Consider the following 20,387-nt stretch of genomic DNA (forward strand, 5'->3'; position numbering starts at 1 on the left):
TTTCTTCAAACCGTCACCCCTGCACTTTCGAACAAATTTTTTTCGACGCTCGCCCAAGCTGCCCGGAATTGCTGCGGCACCGCCAAACGCCGCCACCCGTAGAGGATTATCGAACTCCGGAGGCTGAAGCTATTTATCGTTTTCCAAAAACAGGATATAGTAATCACCGAGGAGCAAAACTTCCACTATTATAAATGGAGATGATTGGATGGTTTACGGTTCATTTCCTGACGGCACACAAAGTGCCGACGACATGTTTACATACAGAATATATAATCGCTATTCCACGAAGGAGTCGGAGATTTCGAACGAAAAGGGCGAGGTTGTCGCCTACATTCAACGAACTTACCCCAACCCTCTGATAAGATGGCTGGATATTTTAACAGAAGGAGCATTGTTTACCGATTACCGCCTGACCGACAAAGGGGGAAATTTAATAGTCGAAGCGAAACAGATCAGGACCTTTATCAAGAGAAGACAATACGATGTTGCTTATCGTTCCTGTGAAGGCACGTTCCGGATTCATTTAATCGATAAAAAGATATTTGACCTGGGCGAGAAAACAAGCTTTGAATTTCAAGATCGAACCTATGAGCTTGTAAAACCTTTAACGGACTGGGGGCAGATCAAACTGGGCGGGAACGTATTGGCGGAATGGAAAGAAACGCTGACGATCCCGGCCAAAGCCCGTTTCAAGCTTGTGGACCCTGCATTCAAGGAGCATGAGCTGTTGTTTCTGGGAATATTCCACACTTATCTTCATTCGCCTAAATAGAAGCAGAGAGCCATGAAGTCGTAACCTTCATGGCTCCATATCTGATTCATTGATAAATGCAAGAAAGTTAGACCCCGAACCGTATGATTCAAGACACGTTGTCCGTCTGTCCGGAATAAGCCGCTTCGACGCGCGAACCGCGGCGGTTAAGCAGTACGGCAAGCGCGGCAGTCCGTATATGGCTGCGCAGCTTCTTTCGCCGTAATTCAAGGCATGCGCTGAAGAAAGAATCATCGCGGTACAAGGCCGAGAGCGCCGCCTTGGTCGCCTCGGCCGCCAGCCGCTGATCCTGCAGCACATAATAAGCCACTTGATAGCCGTACGTTTCCATGCTCCGCAGTGTATCGATTTTTTCTTCCCATTGCTTGCGCATGCCTTGTCTCCCCATCCTTCAATCCGTTAATAGCCGTTGATTTCGATATTATCCAAATCGAGATAGCTCATTTCATCCGCCTCAAGCTCCGCGGGACCTTGGTAGGCCGCCTTGCCCAAATAAAGAAGCTCGCCGTTTCGGGTGTCCAGCACGGCCGCCGTCGGACTTGAACCCTGAACCAGAACGTAAGCCCGGTCCCCTTCCATCCGAATCTGCCCGATGGAGGCGCCGCCCAGCTCTTTCGCCGCGATTTGCAGGCTGACGGTTTGTTTCTCCGCCTCCAAGGAGTAACGATCGATACGGACCCCGCTATCGCCGCGATGCGCCCGAATGAGCTCATTGCCGGAAACAATCATAAACGACGGATCTCTTTCATTCGTCTCCTTCGTGAAGCTTTCCGGGACGGCGGCCGTTTTGCCCGTCCGATAAGAATAGCTGTAATATTTCTCGACCGATTCAGGCTCGCCGGAATCGGCATCCACTCTCGCGGTTTGCCCGTCTTGCACGGGATCGTTTTTCGGCTCGTCAGAGCTTTCGTTTGCGATCAATACGACGTATTCGCTTGAATCCGTCAGAAGATCGGGCGCCATGACCGACTCGATCCTTGCCGCCGGAGAGCCCGATTCATCGTTGCCGCTTAAGCCGACCGGGTTAGCGGACAGCAGCTCCCCGCTTGTCAGGCCAAGACGGTAATCGAACCAGGCCTGCTCGTCGTTCCTTGTCAAATACGTCACCATAACGTGAACGTCATCGCCGATCCGCTGAACGTCTTGAATGAAGGAGTACAGATACGGTCCGGAAAGGTTGACCTCCGTCTCGGTTTTCCATTGCTGCACCTGTCCCGTCGACCGGTCAAGCACCGAAAGTTCCAGCGTCAGTTTTTTGCCGCCGCCTTCTCCGCCGTTGTCATATGCTTCGCTGACATGAATGACCGATTGCTCGTCCGCGTACAAGTGCTCCGGCTGTTTCTTGCCCCGCATAAAGCTCCGATGCTTGCTAACGAGCTCCGCCACGTCGCTTCTCGAATACAGCCAGTCCATCCCGAACAGCATCTCGCGCATATTTTCGTGTCGGCTGTCGTACCAAGTACCGTTCGTATCGACCTTCATATATTCCGAATATTTTCTCCCGCCGTAAAAGCCCGACAACGCGAACCCTTCCGCTTCCTTGGGGTCGCCTTGCACCGTTTCCAGCTTGTACTCCGGCAGATGATCCGTTGCGCCCGCGAAAGCATACGTCGCGATTCCCGCCGCAACCAGCAGCACAACGAGTATAGATGACCAATATCGTTTCATTCTGCCCCTCCTCTTTATACCGAAATCTTCCGGGCCAGCAGCCAGCCGCCCAGACCGACCGAAGCGCACAGCACCAGGGCGCAAGCCGCCAGCTCGAAGAAGTAATATTCAATCGGATAAAAATAGCCGGTGTCCAGCAGCGGCAGCAGCAGAACGAACCAGCACACCGCCAAGTATACAAGGCCGGCCAGCAATCCCAGCCATCTGAAGCTTCTTTCGAGCAAAATAACGGCAAAGACGGCGGTTACGCCGATCATGCCGAGCCCGTAAGAATAGACGAACTGCTCCAGGCTTCGCGGCAGAAAGAGGCTTAACAACTGGTTCGCCGCAATCGCGTCTTCCAGATACGTGTCGACCCGTTCGGCGGACGGAACCATCAGGTTGAAAATACTTTCCTGAACCGGCAGGACAAGCATTTGAAAGCCGATCATCGCGAATACGAACAGAAGAACAGCCGTCAGCTTCGAGGTATATACGCGGAATCTTGCGCCCGGCAGCATGAGGAGCCGGTAAATAACCGTATTTCGTCCGAACCATTCCCGGTACCAGATCGCCGGCATATAAGCGAGCAGAACGACGAGACTGATCATAATCGGAATGTAATACCAGAAATTAGAGGTATAAACCGCCCAAGCGAAGGACAGCGTCCCTTCCGGCACGAACGAACCATCCACTCCGTTGTAAAGCGGATTTTCCGCCCGCATGGAAAGCTCTCTATTCACGGTTACGATAATGCCGACGGTCTGGAATCCGAACGTTAGAACCATCAAGGACAGAAGGACCAGACGGAAGCGGCTGATTTCCAAATGTACAAGCTTCAAATAATGACTCAAGTCGGGTACACCTCCCTCATGACGTCAATGACCGATTTCCCTTGCTCGCTGCGCATCTGTTCGCAATCGAAGGCAAGGGACGTCTTGCCGTCCTTCAGCAGGACCGCGTAATCGATCAAGTGCTCCATCTCGCCGATTTCATGCGTCGTCATGATGACGCCCTTCCCTTCGATCATCTCGCTGGAGAACACCTCCGCAATCCGCTCCCTGCTGAACAGGTCAATGCCCGAAAAGGGCTCGTCCAGCAGCAAATAGTCGGTATTTTGCGCGAGACCAAGCAGCAGATTGTATTTCGCCGCGGTTCCTTTGGACAGCTGGCCGATGCGGTCCTTGCCGTTCAAACCGAAAAACGTCATCAGCTCGGCAGCGCGTTCCTTGTTCCAGGCAGGATAAAAGTCTTCCATAAAGCGAAGCCCCTCGTCGATGCTCATGCCTCCCGGCATCGTCAGATGGTCGGGAACAAATGCGATCTTATTGTACAGACTGCCGCCGGTCGAAGCTTGTCCGTCGATACGGATCGATCCCCGCCCGATCGGCGTAATCTTCATTATTGCCTTCAGTATGGTCGATTTTCCCGCTCCGTTATTGCCGATCAGGCAAGTGATTTTTCCTTTCTCGGCCGTGAAGGATACGCCGTTCAGCACGGAACGGAACCGGTACCGCTTATAGAGATCGATCACTTCAATCACGGCTTTCCCCTCCTTGCTTGCAGCCTTCTTCATACTTCGTTTTAATGATCTCAAGCAGCTCGTCCACCGGGACATTGATCTTGCGGATCGAGGAAATAAACGCTTCGATCTCCTCGCTTATAAGCTGCATTCGGATTTGCCGCAGCAGTTCTTTATCGCTCGTAATGCGGCTTGGCGAATTCCCCTCTGTTATAATCAACCGTTGTTCCTCCAGTTCCTTATAAGCTTTCTGGGCCGTATTCGGATTAATTTTCAGCAGCGCCGCGAGCTCGCGCCGGGACGGTATCAGCTGTCCGGCCTCTAGCCCGCCGGTTGCGATCTGCTCCTTCACATGCCGAACCACCTGCAAATAAACCGGATCGCGGGCATTAAACTGAATAGAGGTCCATCCGCTGGTTGTTGACATATGAGCACCTCTCATTCCTGTATTTAGTGTATGTATTACGTGGTTCATACACTCACTATGTGTATTATGTCGATAATACACCTTGCTGTCAATAACAAAATCCCACACCCTTAAACCTAAGGGATCCCAACCAAAGGCTCCCAACCAAAGAGCTCCCAACCCCCTAAAGATCAACCCGAACCCTTAAAAGGGCTCCCAACCCCCTAAATCCCCCTTGTCGTAAGGGGGACCCCAAGGGGCGCAGCCCCTCTGGACACCCCGAAACGAATAACGATCCACACAACTGAGAAGCTTATTAGTTCAACCGTGCAAGGAGCGTTTTTGTCCCTCCGGGACAACGCTGGAAGTTTGACATCAATGGAGCGCTTTTGTCCCTGCGGAACAACGTTAGAAGTTTGGCATGGAGCGCTTTCGTCCCTGCAGGACAACGTCGGAAGTTTGGCGTCAAAAACTACCCCAGCGCCTCCTTCTAAACGGTATCCCTTTTGCTCAGAAATCTCCTTATCTGTCGTCCCCCTGCCGCCCGCTCTTCCTGAGCTGTAGGGATACTAACGATAAGGACCTAAAACCCTCGGATCCCTTGCTCCAAAAGCTTCCCCCTCACTTCTCGCCGGCTCTCCTGAGCCATGGGGATACTGCCGATAAGGACGCGAAAACCCCAGTACCCAAGAGCTCTCTTCATCCGGCCGCCGGCAATGCGTCAACAAAAAAACCGCTTCAAAAGCCCTACAGCTCTTGAAACGGTTTACGTTAAACGATGCGCTTTCTTATCCTTCGAGCGCTTGCTTCAGCTCCTCCGGCGAGCGTTCCCACCATTCGGCGTTATGCTCCATAAGCAGCTTGCGCAGCGCCGCCTTCTCGGCCGAGTCGAGGTCGCCGAGAATAAATCTGCGCTTCAATGCGTAATCGAGCTTGTTCACATGGTCGGCGAGAATCTTCCAGCCGCGCCGCGCTTCCGTATCGATCAGCATTTCGCATGCGGTCGCACCGCCGTAGAACGAGCCTTCCTCGTTCCGGTCGACCGCCACCCAGACGATCCAGCATTTGCGTCCGTTCGGGGTATCCTCTTTGTTCGGCGAAAACTTGATGCCGCGCTCGATTTTGCTTTTGGCGTGCATCGCTCCCACGTCGATATAAGCCTCGCCGTTGTCGATGATCACGCAAGCGACGTTGCTCAAGTCGATGGAGCCCGCGCCGAAGCCTTTATGTTGTTTGTTGCTCACCACGTTGAGCGACAATGATCTTTTTTTCTCCGGTTGTTCTTGACCTTGCTGGTCCATGCGCTTCACACCTTCCCCATACAATAATTCCATTTTAGCTAATAATCTTGGAAAAGCAAACATATACATGCTGTAGATGCTTGTCAACGGGAGGGAATCGTTCAATGACTCCACGCTTAATCAAACGAATCGCTTTCATAACCGTCTCGGCTGTCTTGCTTGTCCTGTCGGTTCGGCAAGGCTTCGGCGAGGCTTGGCAGTCCCAGTATACGTATGCGTTCTCTCCTGACGCTTCGGGGACGGCGGAGCCGGCAGCCGCCTCGGAGCCCGCCAAGCCGAACGCTCCTGCGGAGAAGGAGCCGATTATGCAGCCCCAGCCCCAGCCGGTCGCGCTCAGCAAGCGGGTCAGCGAATACCACATTAACGTTAATTTGGAGGAAGGCAACCTGCTGCAAGGCCAGCAATCCGTCACTTGGACGAATCCCGGCCGAAGAACGGTATCGGAAATGTATTTTCACCTGTACCCGAACGCCTTCCTGTCGGACAAGACGACCTTCATGCGCGAATCGGGGGGACGGCTCAGAGAGGACAAGGCTACCGCGGACAGCTACGGCTATATGAAGCTTACGTCGTTGACGACCGAACAGGGTGAAAGCCTTCTGCCGCGGCTGCATTTCGTGCGTCCGGACGACGGCAACGAAAACGATTATACGCTGGCCAAGCTTCGGCTGCCGGAGCCGGTTGCTCCCGGAGCTTCCGTGACGCTGCAGATGAATTTCGAGGTGAAGCTGCCGGAAGTTTTCGCGCGGATGGGCTATTCCGGACAATTCGTCATGGCCGGCCAATGGTTTCCGAAAATCGCCGCCTACGAAACGTCGGGGACCCGGGGCCGGACGAGCGAAGGCTGGAACGTCCACCAATACCACGGCAACTCGGAGTTTTACAGCGACTTCGGCATTTACAGCGTGCGCATCGGAGTGCCCGAATCGTATAAAGTGGCGGCGACCGGCTTTCAGACGAAGGCATCCGAAACGAAGGACGGCCGAAAATATTACCAGTTCTACGCGGACGACGTCCACGATTTCGCTTGGGCGGCCTCGCCGGACTTCGTCTACTATGAGGAATCGCTCTCCACGCCGCATATCCCGGGCGTCCGGATCAAGCTGTATATGGATCCCGCCCATGCCAAGCTGCAGGACCGCTACATGCATGCGGCCAAATCGTCCTTGACCAAATACGCCCAATGGTACGGCGAATATCCTTATACGACGCTGTCGGTCGTCGTGCCGCCGGCAGGAGCCGGAGGCGCGGGCGGAATGGAATACCCGACGCTCGTAACTGCGCTGGCCGCGGACAAAGCGTCCCCGGGCTACGAGCTGGAGCGTACGGTCGTGCACGAGATCGGGCATCAATACTGGTACGGCATGGTCGCTTCCAACGAATTCGAAGAAGCGTGGCTGGACGAAGGCTTCACGTCGTACGCCGAGGACAAAGTGATGGAGACGGTCTACGGGCTCATCCCGAATTTGCCGCTGGAAGCCAGCTATATCACCGACCCGGAGCCGCTCAAGCAAGTGTCCTGGTCGTACCGGAGCAGCGATCAATACGCGGAAAACGTATATTTGCGGGCCAAGCTTGTCCTCCTCGGCATCGAAAAAATCGCCGGCGAGAGAGGCATGCAAAAAATATTGCGAACGTACTTCCAAAAATACAAATTCAAGCATCCGTCCACCGGCGATTTTCAGCGCGTCGTCGAGCAGGTTACGAAAGACAGCTGGAATCCATACTTCAGCTCCTACGTCTACGGCCGGCGCATGGCCGACTATTCGGTCGAATCGATCAAGGTCCGCCCGGTCGAGCAGGACGGCAAGAAGATGTATGAATCGTCGGTCCTTGTCCGGAACAACGGGGGCATCGGACGGGCGGTCCCGATCGTGCTGCAATTCAAAGACGGCACGACGATGCCGAAAATATGGGACGGCGAGGATACGCATGTCCAATACGATGTCGTGTCCGAATCGCCGCTCGCTTGGGCCGTTGTCGATCCGAACCATACGAACGTGCTCGACAATAAGCATATTAACAATTTTATGCTGGCGGAGGTTGCCGATCCCGCGCGGATCAGATGGAGCCTTGGCGCCGTCAAGCTCATTGAAAGCATTATTCGCGCCTTCAGCTGGTAAAACGCCTTATATTTCAAGAAGGAGGCTCTTGCAGGCATGAGGAGCTATATGAAGCAAGGATGGCGCATCGCCGTCAAGCACATGTACGTCATCGTCTTATTGTTCTTATACCAGCTGATTTGGGGATTTTTCCTGTACCGTTACGTAGAATCGGCGGTCACGCCTCTCCTCCGGCGCTGGCCGGCGGCCGCTCCCAACGATTACGCCGTTTCGATCTTTCTGTCGGAAGCGCAGTTCCAGCTGGTGAAAACCTCGCTCGCCACGCCTTATCTGTGGCTTCTCGGCGGCCTGCTCGCCGCGCGCATGCTGCTTACGCCGCTCTTTAACGCCGGGCTTCTCTATTCGATCCATCATGCCCGGGACGACGGAGGAACCCGCTTCTTCGAAGGCATCCACCGCTCCTGGCGCACGGTCGGCTTGCTTTATTTGGCGCAAATGGCGCTTACGGCCGCCCCCGCCTTATGGCTCGCGCCCAAAGCGGCGCAAGCGTTCCGGAGCAGCGGCTCGATCGCGGAAATCGCGAGCCAGCTTGCGCCCGGCGCGGCGGGATGGCTGCTGTGGAGCGTGGCGCTCCATTTGCTGTCGCTGGCGATGCAATTCGGCGTCGTATCCGGCGCAGGCGCATTCCAGGCGCTAGGCACGGCGCTTCGCCGCCTTCTGCCCTACGCCGCGCTGACGGTTGCCATGTGGGGCATCTCGCTGATGACCGGCCTGCTCGCAACCTTCGTGTCGCTGCTCTGGGTCGGTTTGTTCGCCCTTATATTGCATCAGGGATATTCCTTCATCCGGACGCTGCTGAAGGTATGGACCTTGGCCGCTCAATACGAAAGCCTGCATCCCCAGCCCGTTCAATCCTAACCGTTCACCCCCGGCGTTCGTCAGCCTTCCCGCTCCCGATCATCCTGTCCGCTATTTTATGAGAACATTTTAATATTTTCGTGAGAAGCGCCCTTTTTCGGCAGAAAGAGGGCGTTTCTTCGTTGCGCCTGGCTTTCCGTGTCAAATCCGGGGGCATACATCCGTCCCGAATCTCATAAAACATTAAACAATAAAGCAGCCGGCCAGCTAGCTTTTAAGCGAAACCCCTTGTCCTTGCAGGCTTCGCGGCGTTTGCGCGGCTTTGGCCTGCCATCGTGCATCGCGCTTCAACCTCGGCTTCAATCGGGCGAAACATTCGATATATTTCCGAATAATATGGACAAATCCGATTTTTTCAGTCAAAAGATAACATGAGAATTATTAAAAATACGCTCAGAAAGAAGGAGATGTTGGTAAAAAAACGAATAATTACTCTCAGATTGTTTAAAAAAACGCCAAAATTCCGTTTACGGAATACGGGGGAACCACTTTGGGTGAATTGATTTCGATGCGGCCTGACTGTATGGCATTGCGTCTTGGGAATCATAGGGAACCTTCAACCGAACCCCACAGCTAACCTCGTCGGCACCGGAAGGAGTTTCATCATTGAAGAAAGTGACAGCATTGCTTTTCGGGCTTGCTTTGCTGCTGACGTTCCAGACGACCAGCATTTTCGCAAGCTCCAAGATGGACGGCTACATCGCCGACGTCATCGGCTCTCCGTATAAGAGCGGAGGCACTACGGCGAAAGGATTCGACTGCTCCGGGTTCACGACCTTCATCTTCGACAAGATGGGCATCGAACTTCCTCGCACGTCCGCTTCGCAAGCCGAAGCAGGCACGAAAGTCGACAAGAGCGACCTGATCGCGGGCGATCTCGTGTTCTTCAACACGAACGGACGCGGCATTTCCCATGTCGGCATTTACGTCGGAGACGGCAAGTTTGCCCACGCCTCTTCCAGCAAGGGCGTAACGATCAGCAAACTGAGCGATTCTTACTACAAGACTCGTTATGTAACCGCTCGCCGTATCTTGAGCGAAGAAGCTTTCCAAACCTACGCTACCGACGCGAAATAAGGCCCGTCTCTTCGCTTTCCGGCGACAGAACGACGCGCCTAACAGCATAAGCCGCAAAGAAGCTGTCGTTCCGGCAGCCTTTGCGGCTTATGCTGTTTATTCGGCACGGATATATTATAATCAAACCCCGGCGTTGCGAGGTGATACGAACATGAACGGCCCGGTTCGAACCGCAGACCGGCAGCTGCTGCTGGTTCCCATGGAACGGGAGCATGCGGAGCAAATATGCCGATGGAGATATGAACCGCTCTACGACTTCTACCGTTGGCCCGCTTGGGAGCGAATGGAACGCGAAGGAATCGAGTTCGGCGATCCCGCTTTGCGCGAAGCCCAGTACAGGTCCGTGCTGGACGGCCGCGGCGAGCTGATTGGCTTCGCCCAGTTATTCCCGATGGCCGGCGTCACGAGGCTTGGCATGGGCCTTCGGCCCGACCGTTGCGGTCAAGGAAAAGGCCCGCTGCTGGCCGCACTCCTGGCCGAGGAGGCGCTGCGCCGCCATCCCGAGCACGAGATCGATCTTGAAGTGCTCGCCTGGAATACGAGAGCGATCCGCGCTTACGAGAAAGCCGGGTTCGCCGTAACCGACACTTATGTGCGCCGGGCGCCGCAGGGAGAAGCGGAATTTCATTGCATGGTGTACCACCCGCCTCTGCGAAGGTAGCGTGCTGCCTTCCGGGCCAACCGGCCGGTCTTCCCTATTGCGGGACCGTTACCGACGGTTCAGATGAGGCGAACGACCCGGTGCACGTTGTCGCCTTGCGTCACCTCGATAATATGAAGCTTCGGATGGTAGGTGACAAGCCCGTCGCCTACCGCGATCGATGGCTCTTCGCCGAGGCCGTAGAACACATCGTCCGCGAGCGCTTCCATCACCTCTTTCCGCTCGGACGACCCGAGCGCTTCCCATTCTTCCTGCTCCATATCGAAGAACGTAAAGCTTCGGGTAATCGTGCTTACCGCCTCCGTCAAGTCCTTCAAAATATCCGAATACTCTCTTGCGTGTCTAACGCCCATCCTTCACTCCGCCTTTACCGTAAATTCATAATCCTCTCTTACCATTGTAACGCATTTGACGAATTTTAACGCCCTTCCTCCCGTTTTCCTTTCGCTGCTCTAATCTCGCGCCTTGTACATGACGATATATAAAAGAAGTAGTGGATGTCGAAATTTTAGAGGCCAAACGGGGTGTATTATGGAAAAATCAACAATTATCGGTATCGTATTGGGATTAGCGGCGCTTCTGGGCGGCATGGTGCTTAAAGGAGCCGGTCTGGAAAATCTGATCAACCCTGCCGCTTTCGTTATTATTATAGTGGGAACCGCCGCTTCTTTGTTCGTGGCATTCCCCATGTCGGAGCTGAAAAATTTCCCGAAGCTGCTCAAAATCGCGTTTTCGAATCAGCAGCTGATCTCCCGCGAGGAGCTTATCGCCAAGTTTATGGAATGGGCGTCCATTACGCGTCGCGAAGGCCTTCTTGCATTGGAGGCGAAAGTGGACGACATTGAGGATCCGTTCCTGAAAAACGGCATGCGCATGATCATCGACGGCAACGATCAGGACTTTGTCCGCGACGTGCTGCTTGAAGATATCGCCGCGACGGAGAACCGGCACAAAGCCGGCGCGCTGATCTTCTCCCAGGCGGGGATGTACGCCCCGACGCTCGGGGTATTGGGCGCCGTCGTCGGCTTGATCGCCGCGCTCGGGGATATGAGCAGCATGGATCATCTGTCCCATGCGATCGCGGCCGCCTTCATTGCGACGCTGCTTGGTATTTTTACCGGCTACGTGCTGTGGCATCCGCTGTCGAACAAGCTGAAGCGCATTTCCAAGAAGGAAATCGAATTGCGGCTTATGATGGTGGAAGGGCTGCTGTCCATCCAATCCGGCGTATCGACGATCGCCATCAGCCAGAAGCTTACGGTCTATCTGACGCCGACCGAACGCGAGAAGATGCGGGAGAAGGAGGAAGCGACATTTGAGCAAAAAGCACAGGCATGAGGAACATGAAGAGCATCAGGACGAATCGTGGCTCTTGCCTTATTCCGACCTGCTGACGCTTCTCCTTGCTCTATTCATCGTGTTGTATGCCATGAGCTCCGTGGACGCGAAGAAATTCGAAGAAATGAGTCAGGCGTTCAAGATGACCTTCAATCAAGGGAACGGCATATTGGAGAATACCGCGGTAATCCGGACCGGCGAAGATCCGGACAATATCAAAGAGAACGACAAGGACGAAGCGGCGGAGAAAGAGCGCGAAGCGTTGATGAAGCAGGAGCAGGAGGATCTCGAGAAGCTGAAGAAGCAGATCGACCAATATATCGCGTCTCACGGGCTGTCGGCGGAGCTCGAGACGAAGCTGAATCAATCGCAGCTGATGATTACGATCAGCGACAACGCATTGTTCTCTTCGGGCAGCGCCGAAGTGAAGCCGGAATCGAAGGAGCTTGCGAACGCGATCTCGGCCATGCTGCAAAATTACACCGATTATGAAATCGTCGTATCGGGTCATACCGACAATCAGCCGATTGCGACCAGCGAGTTCAAATCGAACTGGGATTTAAGCTCGTCGCGCGCAATCCGGTTCATGGACATTTTGCTGCAGAACAACAAGCTGAAGCCGGAGAGGTTCAGCGCCATCGGCTACGGCGAATACCGGCCGGTCGCCACGAACGATACGGCCGAAGGCCGCTCCAAAAACCGCCGCGTCGAGGTATCGATATTGCGGAAATATACCGATCCGAACAACACGCAGCAAATTTCGGCAACGAAATGACGCGGAACGGTTCGCTTACAAAGCCAAAAAACGGTTCGTCCATCGACAGGGACGAACCGTTTTTGCGTTGAAGCCGAAGGATCGCAGCCATAGAGACCGTTACCCTTGAGGATTATAATTCAGCAGCCGAAACAGCTCGGCTTTCTCCTTGTCGGTAAGATCGCGCCATTTGCCGTACGGCAGATCGCCCAGGTGGATGTTCATGACGCGGATGCGCCGAAGCTTGCGGACATGGTAGCCGAACGCTTCGCACATTCTCCGGATTTGACGATTGCGCCCCTCGGTCAAAATAATGCGGAACGTTCTGTCCGAAACTTTCGTCACTTGGCAAGGAAGCGTCATGCTGCCAAGCACCCGGACGCCTTCCGACATGCCCTTCACGAACATCGGCGTTACGGGCCGGTCGACGGTGACGACGTATTCCTTCTCGTGGCGGCCTTCGGACCTTAATATCGGATTGACGATGTCGCCGTCGTTCGTCAGCAGAATAAGCCCTTCCGAATCTTTGTCCAGCCGGCCGATCGGAAAGATCCGCTCCGGATGCCCGACGTAGTCGACGATATTGCCTTCTACATGCCCTTCCGTCGTACTCGTGATGCCCACCGGCTTGTTGAGCGCGATATACACATGCTTCTTGTGGGCGCCGATCGGCTTGCCGTCGACGCGGACATCGTCGCCCGGCTCGGCCTGGCTTCCGAGTACGGCCGTCTCGCCGTTAATGGACACCCTGCCCGCTTCCACCAGCTTGTCCGCCTCCCGGCGGGAGCAAAAGCCGGTTTCGCTAATAAATTTGTTTATGCGCAAAGTCATTTTCACCCCGTAGAACCCTCAATCGATTACGCTTCTAGTATAACGTCCGCCCGTTCATCTTTCAAAGCGGGAAGCGTAATCGTAACCGTCGTTCCGACGTTGCGCTGGCTTTGGATGTCCAGCGTGCCGTTATGTCCGTGAATAATCCGCTGGCTGATCATCATGCCGAGCCCGGTGCCGTTTTCCTTGCTCGTGACGAAAGGCTGGCCGATCTTCTCCAATACCTCCTCCGGAATCCCTTCTCCCTCGTCCGTAATCGTAATGACGACATGCCCTTGCTTCGCCGCGATATGGATATGGACCCGTCCTCCGCGCGGCATGGCCTCGATGGCGTTCTTCAGCACGTTGATGAATACTTGCTTCAGCTGGTTGTCCTCGCAAGTCACGATGCAAGGCTCGTTCGCAAACGATTTGCGGAAAATGACATTATGCAGATGGGCTTCGCTCTCAAGCAGCGACAGCACTTCGTTAAAGACGGTGCGGACGTCCCTGTCCCGCATCCGGAAAGCCTGCGGCTTCGCCAGAATGAGAAACTCGCCGACGATCAGATTAATCCGGTCCAGCTCGGATAACATCAAGTCGGTATGCTCGACGTTTACGGTTTTCATCTGGCGCTGCATTTGAAGAAACCCGCGCAGCGTCGTAAGCGGGTTGCGGATTTCATGGGCGACTCCGGCCGCCAGCTCGCCGACCATCGTTAGCTTCTCCGACCGCTTGAGCAGCTCCTCCATTTTGTTGCGGCTCCTCATATCTCTCGTGATGCTGGCGAATCCCTGAATCGTGCCCGACGAATCGCGGATGGCCGAGACGGTCACGCTGACGGGAATGACTTCGCCCGATTTCGACACGCGCACCGTTTCCTGGGCAGGCACGACCTTGCCGGCCTGGAGCGACTCCTTGATCAGCCTGGTTTCGATTTTGTTCGAATCCGGCACAAGCTCCAGCTTGCTGCCGAGCGCCTCTTCCGCGCGGTATTCGAACAGCTTCTCGAAGGCTTGATTCACCTGGATGACGTTGCCCTGCAGATCCTCCACATGGATCGCGTCGCTCGTATGGTTAATAAACGATTCCAAGTATTCTTTCATTCGGCGGTTCTCTTCAAACGCATTGCGGAGCTTGTCCATATAAATGCTTAAGTTCTGCGACATCGCGTTGACCTTCAGCGCAAGGAGGCCGAATTCGTCGCTGCCTTTCACCTTGATGACCGTTTGGAAGCGGCCGAGCGACACCTCGTTCACCTTCCACAATATTTGCTTGAGCGGCCGCAGCATAAAGGCGGAAATGCCGTAACTGCATAACAAAATAAACAGCGTGGACGCCCCGAAGACGAGCATATAGCCATGAAGTCTGACCTCCAGCGCATTCCGTATTTCGCTTACGTCGTAAACGGTCATAATCGTATACGGCGCGATGCTTGCGTCGGTATAGTAGCTTTTGACATAATAGCTGTTATTCAGCTTCGTCTGCCGGACCCGGAAGCCCGAGTCCGTCCGAAACCCGGAATAATAACCGTCTGCCGGTTCGAAGTACCGGCCGGACCCGTATAGGACTCGCGAGGCCGAAGGGTTAAGCAGCGCCATTTCCCTAATATTGGGCTTGATGCCTCGCACCATCTCCTCGAGCGTCGCGGCCAGCTCCCGCTTCTTCTCGTCCGTATCGGCGCCGGCAAGATACGATGCCGCATGTCCGGAGACTTCCTGAAGCGTCCTCTCGTTCCACTGACGGATATTGCGGGCGATGGAATATTCGTTCAAAATGATGAGGAGCATGAAGAGAAGCATGACGACCATTGAGATGCTGATTGAAAACTTCGTTTTAAACGACATCTTATGCACATCCTTTACTTCAGCATCCGCTTCTGCCAAATATGCAAATATCCACGAATTCGAGGTTTTTGCACACAATTTATTCACATAATCAACAACATATCCACAAAGTTTCCTGTGGATTGTGCGTAATTAAGGGGATAAACTCCAACTTATCCACAGAGTTATCCACTTCATGTTAACAACAGAGCATTTGTTCGTTGTACAAAAGCAAATAACAAGGGGAGACAAATCTATATGTATCGTGAACAGGAAGACCAAGCCTGGATGCGTGAAGCGATAGCGGAAGCGCGCAAGGCGGAGCAGCTCGGCGAAGTGCCCATCGGCGCCGTCATCGTGCGTAACGGAGAAGTGATCGGGAAAGGGTATAACTTAAGAGAGACTCGGCATGATCCTACCGCGCACGCGGAGATCGTCGCCATCCGGGAAGCATGCGAGCGAATTGGCGCTTGGCGCTTGCTTGACTGTACGCTGTACGTTACGCTGGAGCCCTGTCCGATGTGTGCCGGAGCATTGGTGCAATCCCGCATTAAACGCGTCGTCTACGGCACCCACGATCCGAAAGCAGGCTGTGCCGGCACGCTGATGAACCTGCTGCAGGAACCGCGTTTCAATCATGAAACGGAGCTGACGAGCGGAGTGCTTCAAGCCGAATGCTCCGCCCTGCTCACCGAGTTTTTCCGCAAATTGCGGCAGCGCTAAATTTAGTGCTGTTTATTTTTTTCCAATTGTTGAAGGGCGACGATCAGCTCGTCGGCCTCTTCGCTAATGGCGAGGACTTCGGGATCGGTCAAGCTGCCGCGTGCCTCGGCTATCTCATGAAGCTTCCGCCGCAGCGATTGAAGTTGTTTAAGCAAAGTATCTTTGTCCATAGATCGCTTTGGGGCACGCTCCTTGTCTTGAAATATAAGCAAGGCTTTAAGCGATTTCTCAAGACCCGGCTTATATATCGCTTTCACCGCGAAACGGGGTTTGCCCGCTTAAGACGGCGAAGTCGTTTCTTCTCAATCATGTAGTTCAATTATAATCTATTATACGCTTTGGATAGCATAGATTTTGTAAAATTCTGTCGACGCCATCCGTTATTTTTCAGTTATTATTCGACAAATGGCGGCCTTTGGCGCTGTTTTGTAGTGCTTTTATCCTATTTGACCCTGTCCAAAAGATGTCGACAACCTCGAAAAATTGGGTATAATAGTGGAGCAGAAATGTATAATTATTCGACAATCATCGTCAAACGTCTATTCCGACGTTTCAAATGAAAACAGGAGAGGGCCAACAAATGAACCAACCAAACAGACGCTACATTCGCATTCTAGCAATGCTGGCCTGTCTATTGATCCTTCTCTTCACTCCTCTGACGGGGGGACTAGAAGGAGGCAAGGCCGCTGCCGAGGGCAGCACGCTTATCATGGGCACCTCGCCCGATTATCCGCCTTATGAAGATGTCGATGCCAAGGGCAGCGGCGAAATCATCGGGCTCGATATCGACATCGCGAAAGCCATCACCGAGAAGCTCGGGTATGAGCTGGAAATACGCAGCATGGACTTTAACGGCCTTATCGCCGCCTTGCAGACGGAACGGGTCGACTTCGTCATGTCCGGCATGTCGGTGACCGAGGAGCGCAAGCAATCGGTCGATTTCTCCGACAATTATTACCAGGCGCGGAATACGATCGTCTCGAGCGCAGACAAGCCGTTCAAATCGATGGAGGAGCTGCAGGGCAAACGGGTCGGCGTCCAGCTCGGCTCCACGCAGGAGCAAGCCGTGGAAGGGCTGGATGCGACAATAACGCGCCTGAATAAAATTCCCGATCTGATCCAGGAATTGAAATCGGGCCGCATAGACGCCGCCATCGTCGAAGACGCCGTGGCGGCCGAATATGCCGGGAGCAACTCCGGGCTTGCGCTCGAATACTTGCCGGCCGGCGGCGACGGCTATGCCATCGCGTTCCCGAAAGGGTCGGAGCTGACGCAAGCGTTCAACGAGCAGCTGGCTGAGATGAAAGCTTCCGGCGAGCTGGACGCCATTATTGACAAATGGTTCGTCGATGACGACAAAACGCGGAGCGAGGCGTTTCTCGACTTCGGCATTTTGAAAGGATACGTTCCTTACATGCTGGAAGGCGTTTATGTAACGCTGCTCTTCACCATTGTTTCCGCCTTGTTCGGATTTATCTGGGGCTTTATTCTGACCTTGTTCAAAATTTCGAAAGTAACTCCGCTCCGCTGGTTTGCGACGGCTTATACCTCGGTATTCCGGGGCACGCCGCTTCTGCTGCAGCTGACGCTGATCTATTTCGCCACGCCGCAGCTGACCGGCTACGACATCTCGGCGCTTATGTCCGCCGGACTTGCCTTCGGCCTCAACTCGGCCGCTTATCTGTCCGAGACGATCCGCGGCGGCATATTGGCCGTCGACCGCGGCCAGCGGGAAGCCGCGATGGCTCTTGGCATCCCGTACAAAACGACGATGATCCGCATCATTATGCCGCAGGCGCTGCGGACCATCCTGCCCGCGCTCGTCAACGAATGCGTCGCGCTTCTCAAGGAGTCGTCGCTCGTATCCGTGATCGGCGTACAAGATATTATGCGCCGCGCGAACATTATTCAAGCGTCGGAATACCGCGCCTTCGAAGCGCTAATCTTCGCAGGCGTCATCTACTACGTGCTCGTTCTTATTCTGACTTCCCTGGCGAAAATGCTCGAAAGGAGGCTGCGCCGCAGTGATTGAAGTCCAACAGCTTACGAAATCGTTCGGCAAGCATGAAGTGTTAAAAGGCATTACGACGACGGTGGAGCGCGGCGAGGTCGTCGCGCTGATCGGACCTTCCGGCTCCGGCAAATCCACCTTCCTGCGTTGTCTGAATCTGCTTGAGACGCCAACCTCCGGCACCATTACGGTGGCCGGCAAGACGATTACCGATCCGAAAGCGGACATCGTCCGCATCCGGCAAGGGATCGGCATGGTGTTCCAGCATTTCAACCTGTTCCCGCACTTGACGGTAATGGATAATATTACGTTCGCGCCGCGGAAGGTGAAAGGCCTCTCCAACGAGGAAACCCGCCAGAAGGCGCTGGAGCTGCTCCGCAAGGTGGGCCTGGAGGATAAAGCCGATGTATATCCGGCGCGCCTGTCCGGCGGGCAGAAGCAGCGCGTCGCCATTGCGCGAAGCCTCGCCATGGAACCGGAGATTATGCTGTTCGACGAGCCGACCTCCGCGCTTGACCCCGAGATGGTCAAGGAAGTGCTGGCCGTCATCCGCGACCTAGCGGGAAGCGGCATGACGATGATGATCGTCACCCACGAGATGAAATTCGCGCGCGAGGCGGCAGGCACGATCTACTTCCTCGACCAAGGCCGGCTCATCGAAAAAGCGAAGCCGTCCGACTTTTTCGAACGGCCGCAAAGCGAGCGCGCGATTCAGTTTTTGGAGCAAGTGCTGTAACATTGGCACAAATAAAAGAGCATTTGCCGCCCTTCTCGGGCTGCGAATGCTCTTTTTTTCGATTTGTTTGTGCTTGAAGGCGCGGTTTCGCGGGAGGTTGCATCGTACACGCTTCCCGTGATAAAATATTGATTACCGCGCGCCCGTAGCTCAGCCGGATAGAGCGACAGTTTCCTAAACTGTGCGTCGTGGGTTCGAGTCCCACCGTGGCGCGCCATCTACGTTTTTCCGCGTAATGTCAACGTTTTTACCTACGTTGAATGTTCCGGATAGGCAACGCAAGGCACACAGTCTACATACGTCCTCCTACGATAACTATGCGTGGGAGGTTTTTTCGTTATGGACCCGAGAAAAGGGCGTTCGATCGTAAAAGGAAACCGGAATGTAGTGCGTACAAATTTATCGCTAAGCTTGCGCGAGGCATTCGATATGTTTTTCAACGCGAAGAAAGCGGAGGGAATGCGGGAGAGTACGTTAGAGAATGATTATACGGATAACTGGCGTTATTTCTACGATTGGATGACCGAAAGTTATCCACATGTTAATAACGTTGATGAGGTGACCTCCGAGCATATCCGTGAGTATGTGAATTACATGAGTAACAAGCCGAAGTATAGCGGAATTGAAAATCGCGAGGAGGTAAAGACGCTGTCACCGTATACCGTCGCGTTTCGGCTGCGGACGATCCGAACGTTTTTTAATTTCCTATCTAGCGAGGGCGTAATAACGGTTAACCCTATCCGTAATATTAAGGCGCCGCGCTTCGATAAAGAAGATAAAGAAACGTTTAGCGACGATGATTTGCGCAAACTGCTCGCTGCTCCGGACACTTCGACGTATGCCGGCCTGCGCGATCGTACGTTGATGTTTCTCCTTGCGGACTGTGGATTACGTATAAACGAAGCGCTTCGTCTAACAACGGAGCATATTGACGTAAAAGGGCGTTGTATCGAATTGCCGGCATGGATGAATAAAAACCGGAAGCCGCGCGTTGTTCCGTTGTCTGCGGATGCTGCTCGCGAGCTCTTAACGTTAATGAACGAGACTCGACGTTATTTCGATACGGATCATATTTTCGTTGCAAATTACGGTGATCCTCTAAAGGCGGACCACTTCCGAAAACGTCTAAAGGAACATGCGAAGAATGCCGGCGTTGATCCGGCGCTCGCCCATCCGCACCAATTCCGCAGCTACTTCTGTACGATGTTCTTACTCAATGGCGGCGACTTGTTTACGTTACAGCGGATTGTTGCGCACGCCAATATCGAGACTACACGCGGCTACGCCAAAATGAACGATGAGCACGCACGCGAGCAACATTCGCAATTTTCACCGCTAACGAGACTCGGATTATCTCGCGTTAATAAGCGTCGATAACCTTGACGTCATATCCTCCGGGGTATGGCGTCTTTAACGTTAACCCCCAAAGTTTTAAAAATTGCGCGGATTTTTCGGGCACCAGGACGAGGGCTCTCCGTTTTGGATACCCCGCCCCCCTTTCGTTGGAGGCCGGCGTAGTCTAGCCGTTTATGCATCCGTATACATCAGCACCGCCGACAGTTACGTAGACTGTGCGCCATCACGAGCGCCAGCAAGCCGCATCGTTACGCCATCCGTACGATTTCATACGATTATGCACGTTATACAGCGCTTATCGAGCGGATACGACCGCATAAAAATACGCATGTAACCCCGTGAGTTTGGCAGCGTGTGTCCTTCGCGTCGCGTTGGCGGATGAAAAATTTTCGGAGGGTCGCGCGTCTGAGGCGTGAAGCGGCGTATTCGTATTCGTGTATCCCAACGTTAACCGAAAAAGTTC

The 20,387-nt window shown here is 54.1% G+C and carries 21 protein-coding genes, 1 tRNA gene and 1 riboswitch; of the genes, 12 read left to right on the forward strand and 10 right to left on the reverse strand.

The features are described from left to right. The first annotated feature begins 208 nt into the window (after window positions 1-208). Complete coding sequence (locus tag ACFSW5_RS20595) at window positions 209-775, forward strand: tubby C-terminal domain-like protein (RefSeq protein WP_379277296.1); 567 nt, start codon at window positions 209-211, stop codon at window positions 773-775. Window positions 776-863: 88 nt separating this feature from the next. Here ACFSW5_RS20595 and ACFSW5_RS20600 read toward each other — a convergent pair whose 3' ends face one another. The 6 genes from ACFSW5_RS20600 to ACFSW5_RS20625 form a co-directional block, all read right to left on the reverse strand. After that, the gene (locus ACFSW5_RS20600) at window positions 864-1,148 is read right to left on the reverse strand and encodes a hypothetical protein (RefSeq protein ID WP_379277300.1); all 285 of its coding nucleotides are present in this window, start codon (window positions 1,146-1,148) and stop codon (window positions 864-866) included. Window positions 1,149-1,174: 26 nt separating this feature from the next. Continuing rightward, on the reverse strand, window positions 1,175-2,443 hold the full coding sequence (locus ACFSW5_RS20605) for a hypothetical protein (RefSeq protein ID WP_379277302.1): 1,269 nt from the start codon (window positions 2,441-2,443) through the stop codon (window positions 1,175-1,177). A 14-nt stretch (window positions 2,444-2,457) separates the two neighbouring features. Then, entirely contained in the window at window positions 2,458-3,276 is an 819-nt protein-coding gene (locus tag ACFSW5_RS20610; RefSeq protein WP_379277304.1) for a hypothetical protein, read from the reverse strand. Beyond that, on the reverse strand, window positions 3,273-3,965 hold the full coding sequence (locus ACFSW5_RS20615; protein ID WP_379277306.1) for an ATP-binding cassette domain-containing protein: 693 nt from the start codon (window positions 3,963-3,965) through the stop codon (window positions 3,273-3,275). The genes ACFSW5_RS20610 and ACFSW5_RS20615 overlap by 4 nt, the downstream gene beginning before the upstream one ends. Beyond that, window positions 3,958-4,371, reverse strand: coding sequence for a GntR family transcriptional regulator (locus ACFSW5_RS20620; RefSeq protein WP_379277309.1), 414 nt, complete (start codon window positions 4,369-4,371; stop codon window positions 3,958-3,960). Before ACFSW5_RS20620 ends, ACFSW5_RS20615 begins: the two co-directional genes overlap by 8 nt. A gap of 767 nt (window positions 4,372-5,138) precedes the next feature. Continuing rightward, entirely contained in the window at window positions 5,139-5,651 is a 513-nt protein-coding gene (locus tag ACFSW5_RS20625) for a YwhD family protein (protein ID WP_379277311.1), read from the reverse strand. A 104-nt stretch (window positions 5,652-5,755) separates the two neighbouring features. Between ACFSW5_RS20625 and ACFSW5_RS20630 the strand changes: the two genes are divergently transcribed. The 4 genes from ACFSW5_RS20630 to ACFSW5_RS20645 all read left to right on the forward strand — a co-directional run bounded on the left by ACFSW5_RS20630 (window position 5,756) and on the right by ACFSW5_RS20645 (window position 10,370). Next, window positions 5,756-7,774: a M1 family metallopeptidase gene (locus ACFSW5_RS20630; RefSeq protein ID WP_379277314.1), complete on the forward strand. Its 2,019-nt coding sequence runs from the start codon at window positions 5,756-5,758 to the stop codon at window positions 7,772-7,774. Window positions 7,775-7,810: 36 nt separating this feature from the next. Beyond that, window positions 7,811-8,632 carry a hypothetical protein gene (locus ACFSW5_RS20635; RefSeq protein WP_379277317.1) on the forward strand — a complete coding sequence of 274 codons (822 nt, stop codon included), beginning with the start codon at window positions 7,811-7,813 and terminating at the stop codon, window positions 8,630-8,632. Window positions 8,633-9,075: 443 nt separating this feature from the next. Then, window positions 9,076-9,235, forward strand: a riboswitch (cyclic di-AMP (ydaO/yuaA leader). A gap of 3 nt (window positions 9,236-9,238) precedes the next feature. Further along, the gene (locus tag ACFSW5_RS20640; protein ID WP_379277320.1) at window positions 9,239-9,709 is read left to right on the forward strand and encodes a C40 family peptidase; all 471 of its coding nucleotides are present in this window, start codon (window positions 9,239-9,241) and stop codon (window positions 9,707-9,709) included. Window positions 9,710-9,860: 151 nt separating this feature from the next. After that, the gene (locus ACFSW5_RS20645; RefSeq protein WP_379277323.1) at window positions 9,861-10,370 is read left to right on the forward strand and encodes a GNAT family N-acetyltransferase; all 510 of its coding nucleotides are present in this window, start codon (window positions 9,861-9,863) and stop codon (window positions 10,368-10,370) included. Between the two features lie 59 nt (window positions 10,371-10,429). On the opposite strand, the gene ACFSW5_RS20650 is transcribed toward ACFSW5_RS20645, so the two are convergent. Continuing rightward, a complete protein-coding gene (locus ACFSW5_RS20650) occupies window positions 10,430-10,723 on the reverse strand; it encodes a hypothetical protein (RefSeq protein ID WP_379277325.1) in 294 nt (97 codons plus the stop codon). A gap of 178 nt (window positions 10,724-10,901) precedes the next feature. On the opposite strand from ACFSW5_RS20650, the gene motA reads away from it, so the two are divergent. Beyond that, window positions 10,902-11,708, forward strand: coding sequence for a flagellar motor stator protein MotA (motA, locus tag ACFSW5_RS20655; protein ID WP_379277327.1), 807 nt, complete (start codon window positions 10,902-10,904; stop codon window positions 11,706-11,708). After that, a complete protein-coding gene (gene motB, locus ACFSW5_RS20660) occupies window positions 11,686-12,483 on the forward strand; it encodes a flagellar motor protein MotB (protein WP_379277330.1) in 798 nt (265 codons plus the stop codon). Before motA ends, motB begins: the two co-directional genes overlap by 23 nt. Before the next feature lie 99 nt (window positions 12,484-12,582). Here the strand turns inward: motB and rluF are convergent, their stop codons facing one another. Both rluF and ACFSW5_RS20670 read right to left on the reverse strand, forming a co-directional pair. Beyond that, window positions 12,583-13,287 carry a 23S rRNA pseudouridine(2604) synthase RluF gene (gene rluF / locus ACFSW5_RS20665; RefSeq protein ID WP_379277333.1) on the reverse strand — a complete coding sequence of 235 codons (705 nt, stop codon included), beginning with the start codon at window positions 13,285-13,287 and terminating at the stop codon, window positions 12,583-12,585. A gap of 32 nt (window positions 13,288-13,319) precedes the next feature. Further along, on the reverse strand, window positions 13,320-15,119 hold the full coding sequence (locus ACFSW5_RS20670) for an ATP-binding protein (protein WP_379277336.1): 1,800 nt from the start codon (window positions 15,117-15,119) through the stop codon (window positions 13,320-13,322). Between the two features lie 237 nt (window positions 15,120-15,356). Here ACFSW5_RS20670 and tadA point away from each other — a divergent pair, with 237 nt between their 5' ends. Next, a complete protein-coding gene (tadA, locus tag ACFSW5_RS20675) occupies window positions 15,357-15,821 on the forward strand; it encodes a tRNA adenosine(34) deaminase TadA (protein ID WP_379277338.1) in 465 nt (154 codons plus the stop codon). A 2-nt stretch (window positions 15,822-15,823) separates the two neighbouring features. Here the strand turns inward: tadA and ACFSW5_RS20680 are convergent, their stop codons facing one another. Then, on the reverse strand, window positions 15,824-15,976 hold the full coding sequence (locus tag ACFSW5_RS20680; RefSeq protein ID WP_379277341.1) for a Spo0E family sporulation regulatory protein-aspartic acid phosphatase: 153 nt from the start codon (window positions 15,974-15,976) through the stop codon (window positions 15,824-15,826). A 425-nt stretch (window positions 15,977-16,401) separates the two neighbouring features. Between ACFSW5_RS20680 and ACFSW5_RS20685 the strand changes: the two genes are divergently transcribed. From ACFSW5_RS20685 to ACFSW5_RS20700, 4 genes are all read left to right on the forward strand, one after another. After that, window positions 16,402-17,853 carry an ABC transporter permease subunit gene (locus tag ACFSW5_RS20685; protein WP_379277343.1) on the forward strand — a complete coding sequence of 484 codons (1,452 nt, stop codon included), beginning with the start codon at window positions 16,402-16,404 and terminating at the stop codon, window positions 17,851-17,853. Continuing rightward, on the forward strand, window positions 17,846-18,568 hold the full coding sequence (locus tag ACFSW5_RS20690) for an amino acid ABC transporter ATP-binding protein (protein ID WP_379277345.1): 723 nt from the start codon (window positions 17,846-17,848) through the stop codon (window positions 18,566-18,568). The genes ACFSW5_RS20685 and ACFSW5_RS20690 overlap by 8 nt, the downstream gene beginning before the upstream one ends. Window positions 18,569-18,707: 139 nt before the next feature. Beyond that, a tRNA-Arg gene (locus ACFSW5_RS20695) sits at window positions 18,708-18,785 on the forward strand. 122 nt (window positions 18,786-18,907) lie between these two features. Continuing rightward, window positions 18,908-19,945, forward strand: a complete 1,038-nt coding sequence (locus ACFSW5_RS20700; protein WP_379277349.1) for a tyrosine-type recombinase/integrase — start codon at window positions 18,908-18,910, stop codon at window positions 19,943-19,945. The last annotated feature ends 442 nt before the right edge of the window (window positions 19,946-20,387 follow it).

The organism is Paenibacillus thailandensis (genome assembly GCF_042685365.1).
Taxonomy (GTDB): Bacteria; Bacillota; Bacilli; order Paenibacillales; family Paenibacillaceae; genus Paenibacillus_AP; species Paenibacillus_AP thailandensis.

What these genes read in the sequence shown, in the direction of transcription:
- ACFSW5_RS20635 (WP_379277317.1), top strand. Translation starts at nt 7,811, where the DNA reads ATGAGGAGCTATATGAAGCAAGGATGGCGCATCGCCGTCAAGCACATG.
- ACFSW5_RS20630 (WP_379277314.1), top strand. Translation starts at nt 5,756, where the DNA reads ATGACTCCACGCTTAATCAAACGAATCGCTTTCATAACCGTCTCGGCT.
- motA (WP_379277327.1), top strand. Translation starts at nt 10,902, where the DNA reads ATGGAAAAATCAACAATTATCGGTATCGTATTGGGATTAGCGGCGCTT.
- ACFSW5_RS20650 (WP_379277325.1), bottom strand. Translation starts at nt 10,723, where the DNA reads ATGGGCGTTAGACACGCAAGAGAGTATTCGGATATTTTGAAGGACTTG.
- ACFSW5_RS20595 (WP_379277296.1), top strand. Translation starts at nt 209, where the DNA reads ATGGTTTACGGTTCATTTCCTGACGGCACACAAAGTGCCGACGACATG.
- tadA (WP_379277338.1), top strand. Translation starts at nt 15,357, where the DNA reads ATGTATCGTGAACAGGAAGACCAAGCCTGGATGCGTGAAGCGATAGCG.
- ACFSW5_RS20620 (WP_379277309.1), bottom strand. Translation starts at nt 4,371, where the DNA reads ATGTCAACAACCAGCGGATGGACCTCTATTCAGTTTAATGCCCGCGAT.
- ACFSW5_RS20700 (WP_379277349.1), top strand. Translation starts at nt 18,908, where the DNA reads ATGGACCCGAGAAAAGGGCGTTCGATCGTAAAAGGAAACCGGAATGTA.
- ACFSW5_RS20670 (WP_379277336.1), bottom strand. Translation starts at nt 15,119, where the DNA reads ATGTCGTTTAAAACGAAGTTTTCAATCAGCATCTCAATGGTCGTCATG.
- ACFSW5_RS20625 (WP_379277311.1), bottom strand. Translation starts at nt 5,651, where the DNA reads ATGGACCAGCAAGGTCAAGAACAACCGGAGAAAAAAAGATCATTGTCG.
- ACFSW5_RS20685 (WP_379277343.1), top strand. Translation starts at nt 16,402, where the DNA reads ATGAACCAACCAAACAGACGCTACATTCGCATTCTAGCAATGCTGGCC.
- ACFSW5_RS20645 (WP_379277323.1), top strand. Translation starts at nt 9,861, where the DNA reads ATGAACGGCCCGGTTCGAACCGCAGACCGGCAGCTGCTGCTGGTTCCC.
- ACFSW5_RS20605 (WP_379277302.1), bottom strand. Translation starts at nt 2,443, where the DNA reads ATGAAACGATATTGGTCATCTATACTCGTTGTGCTGCTGGTTGCGGCG.
- ACFSW5_RS20600 (WP_379277300.1), bottom strand. Translation starts at nt 1,148, where the DNA reads ATGCGCAAGCAATGGGAAGAAAAAATCGATACACTGCGGAGCATGGAA.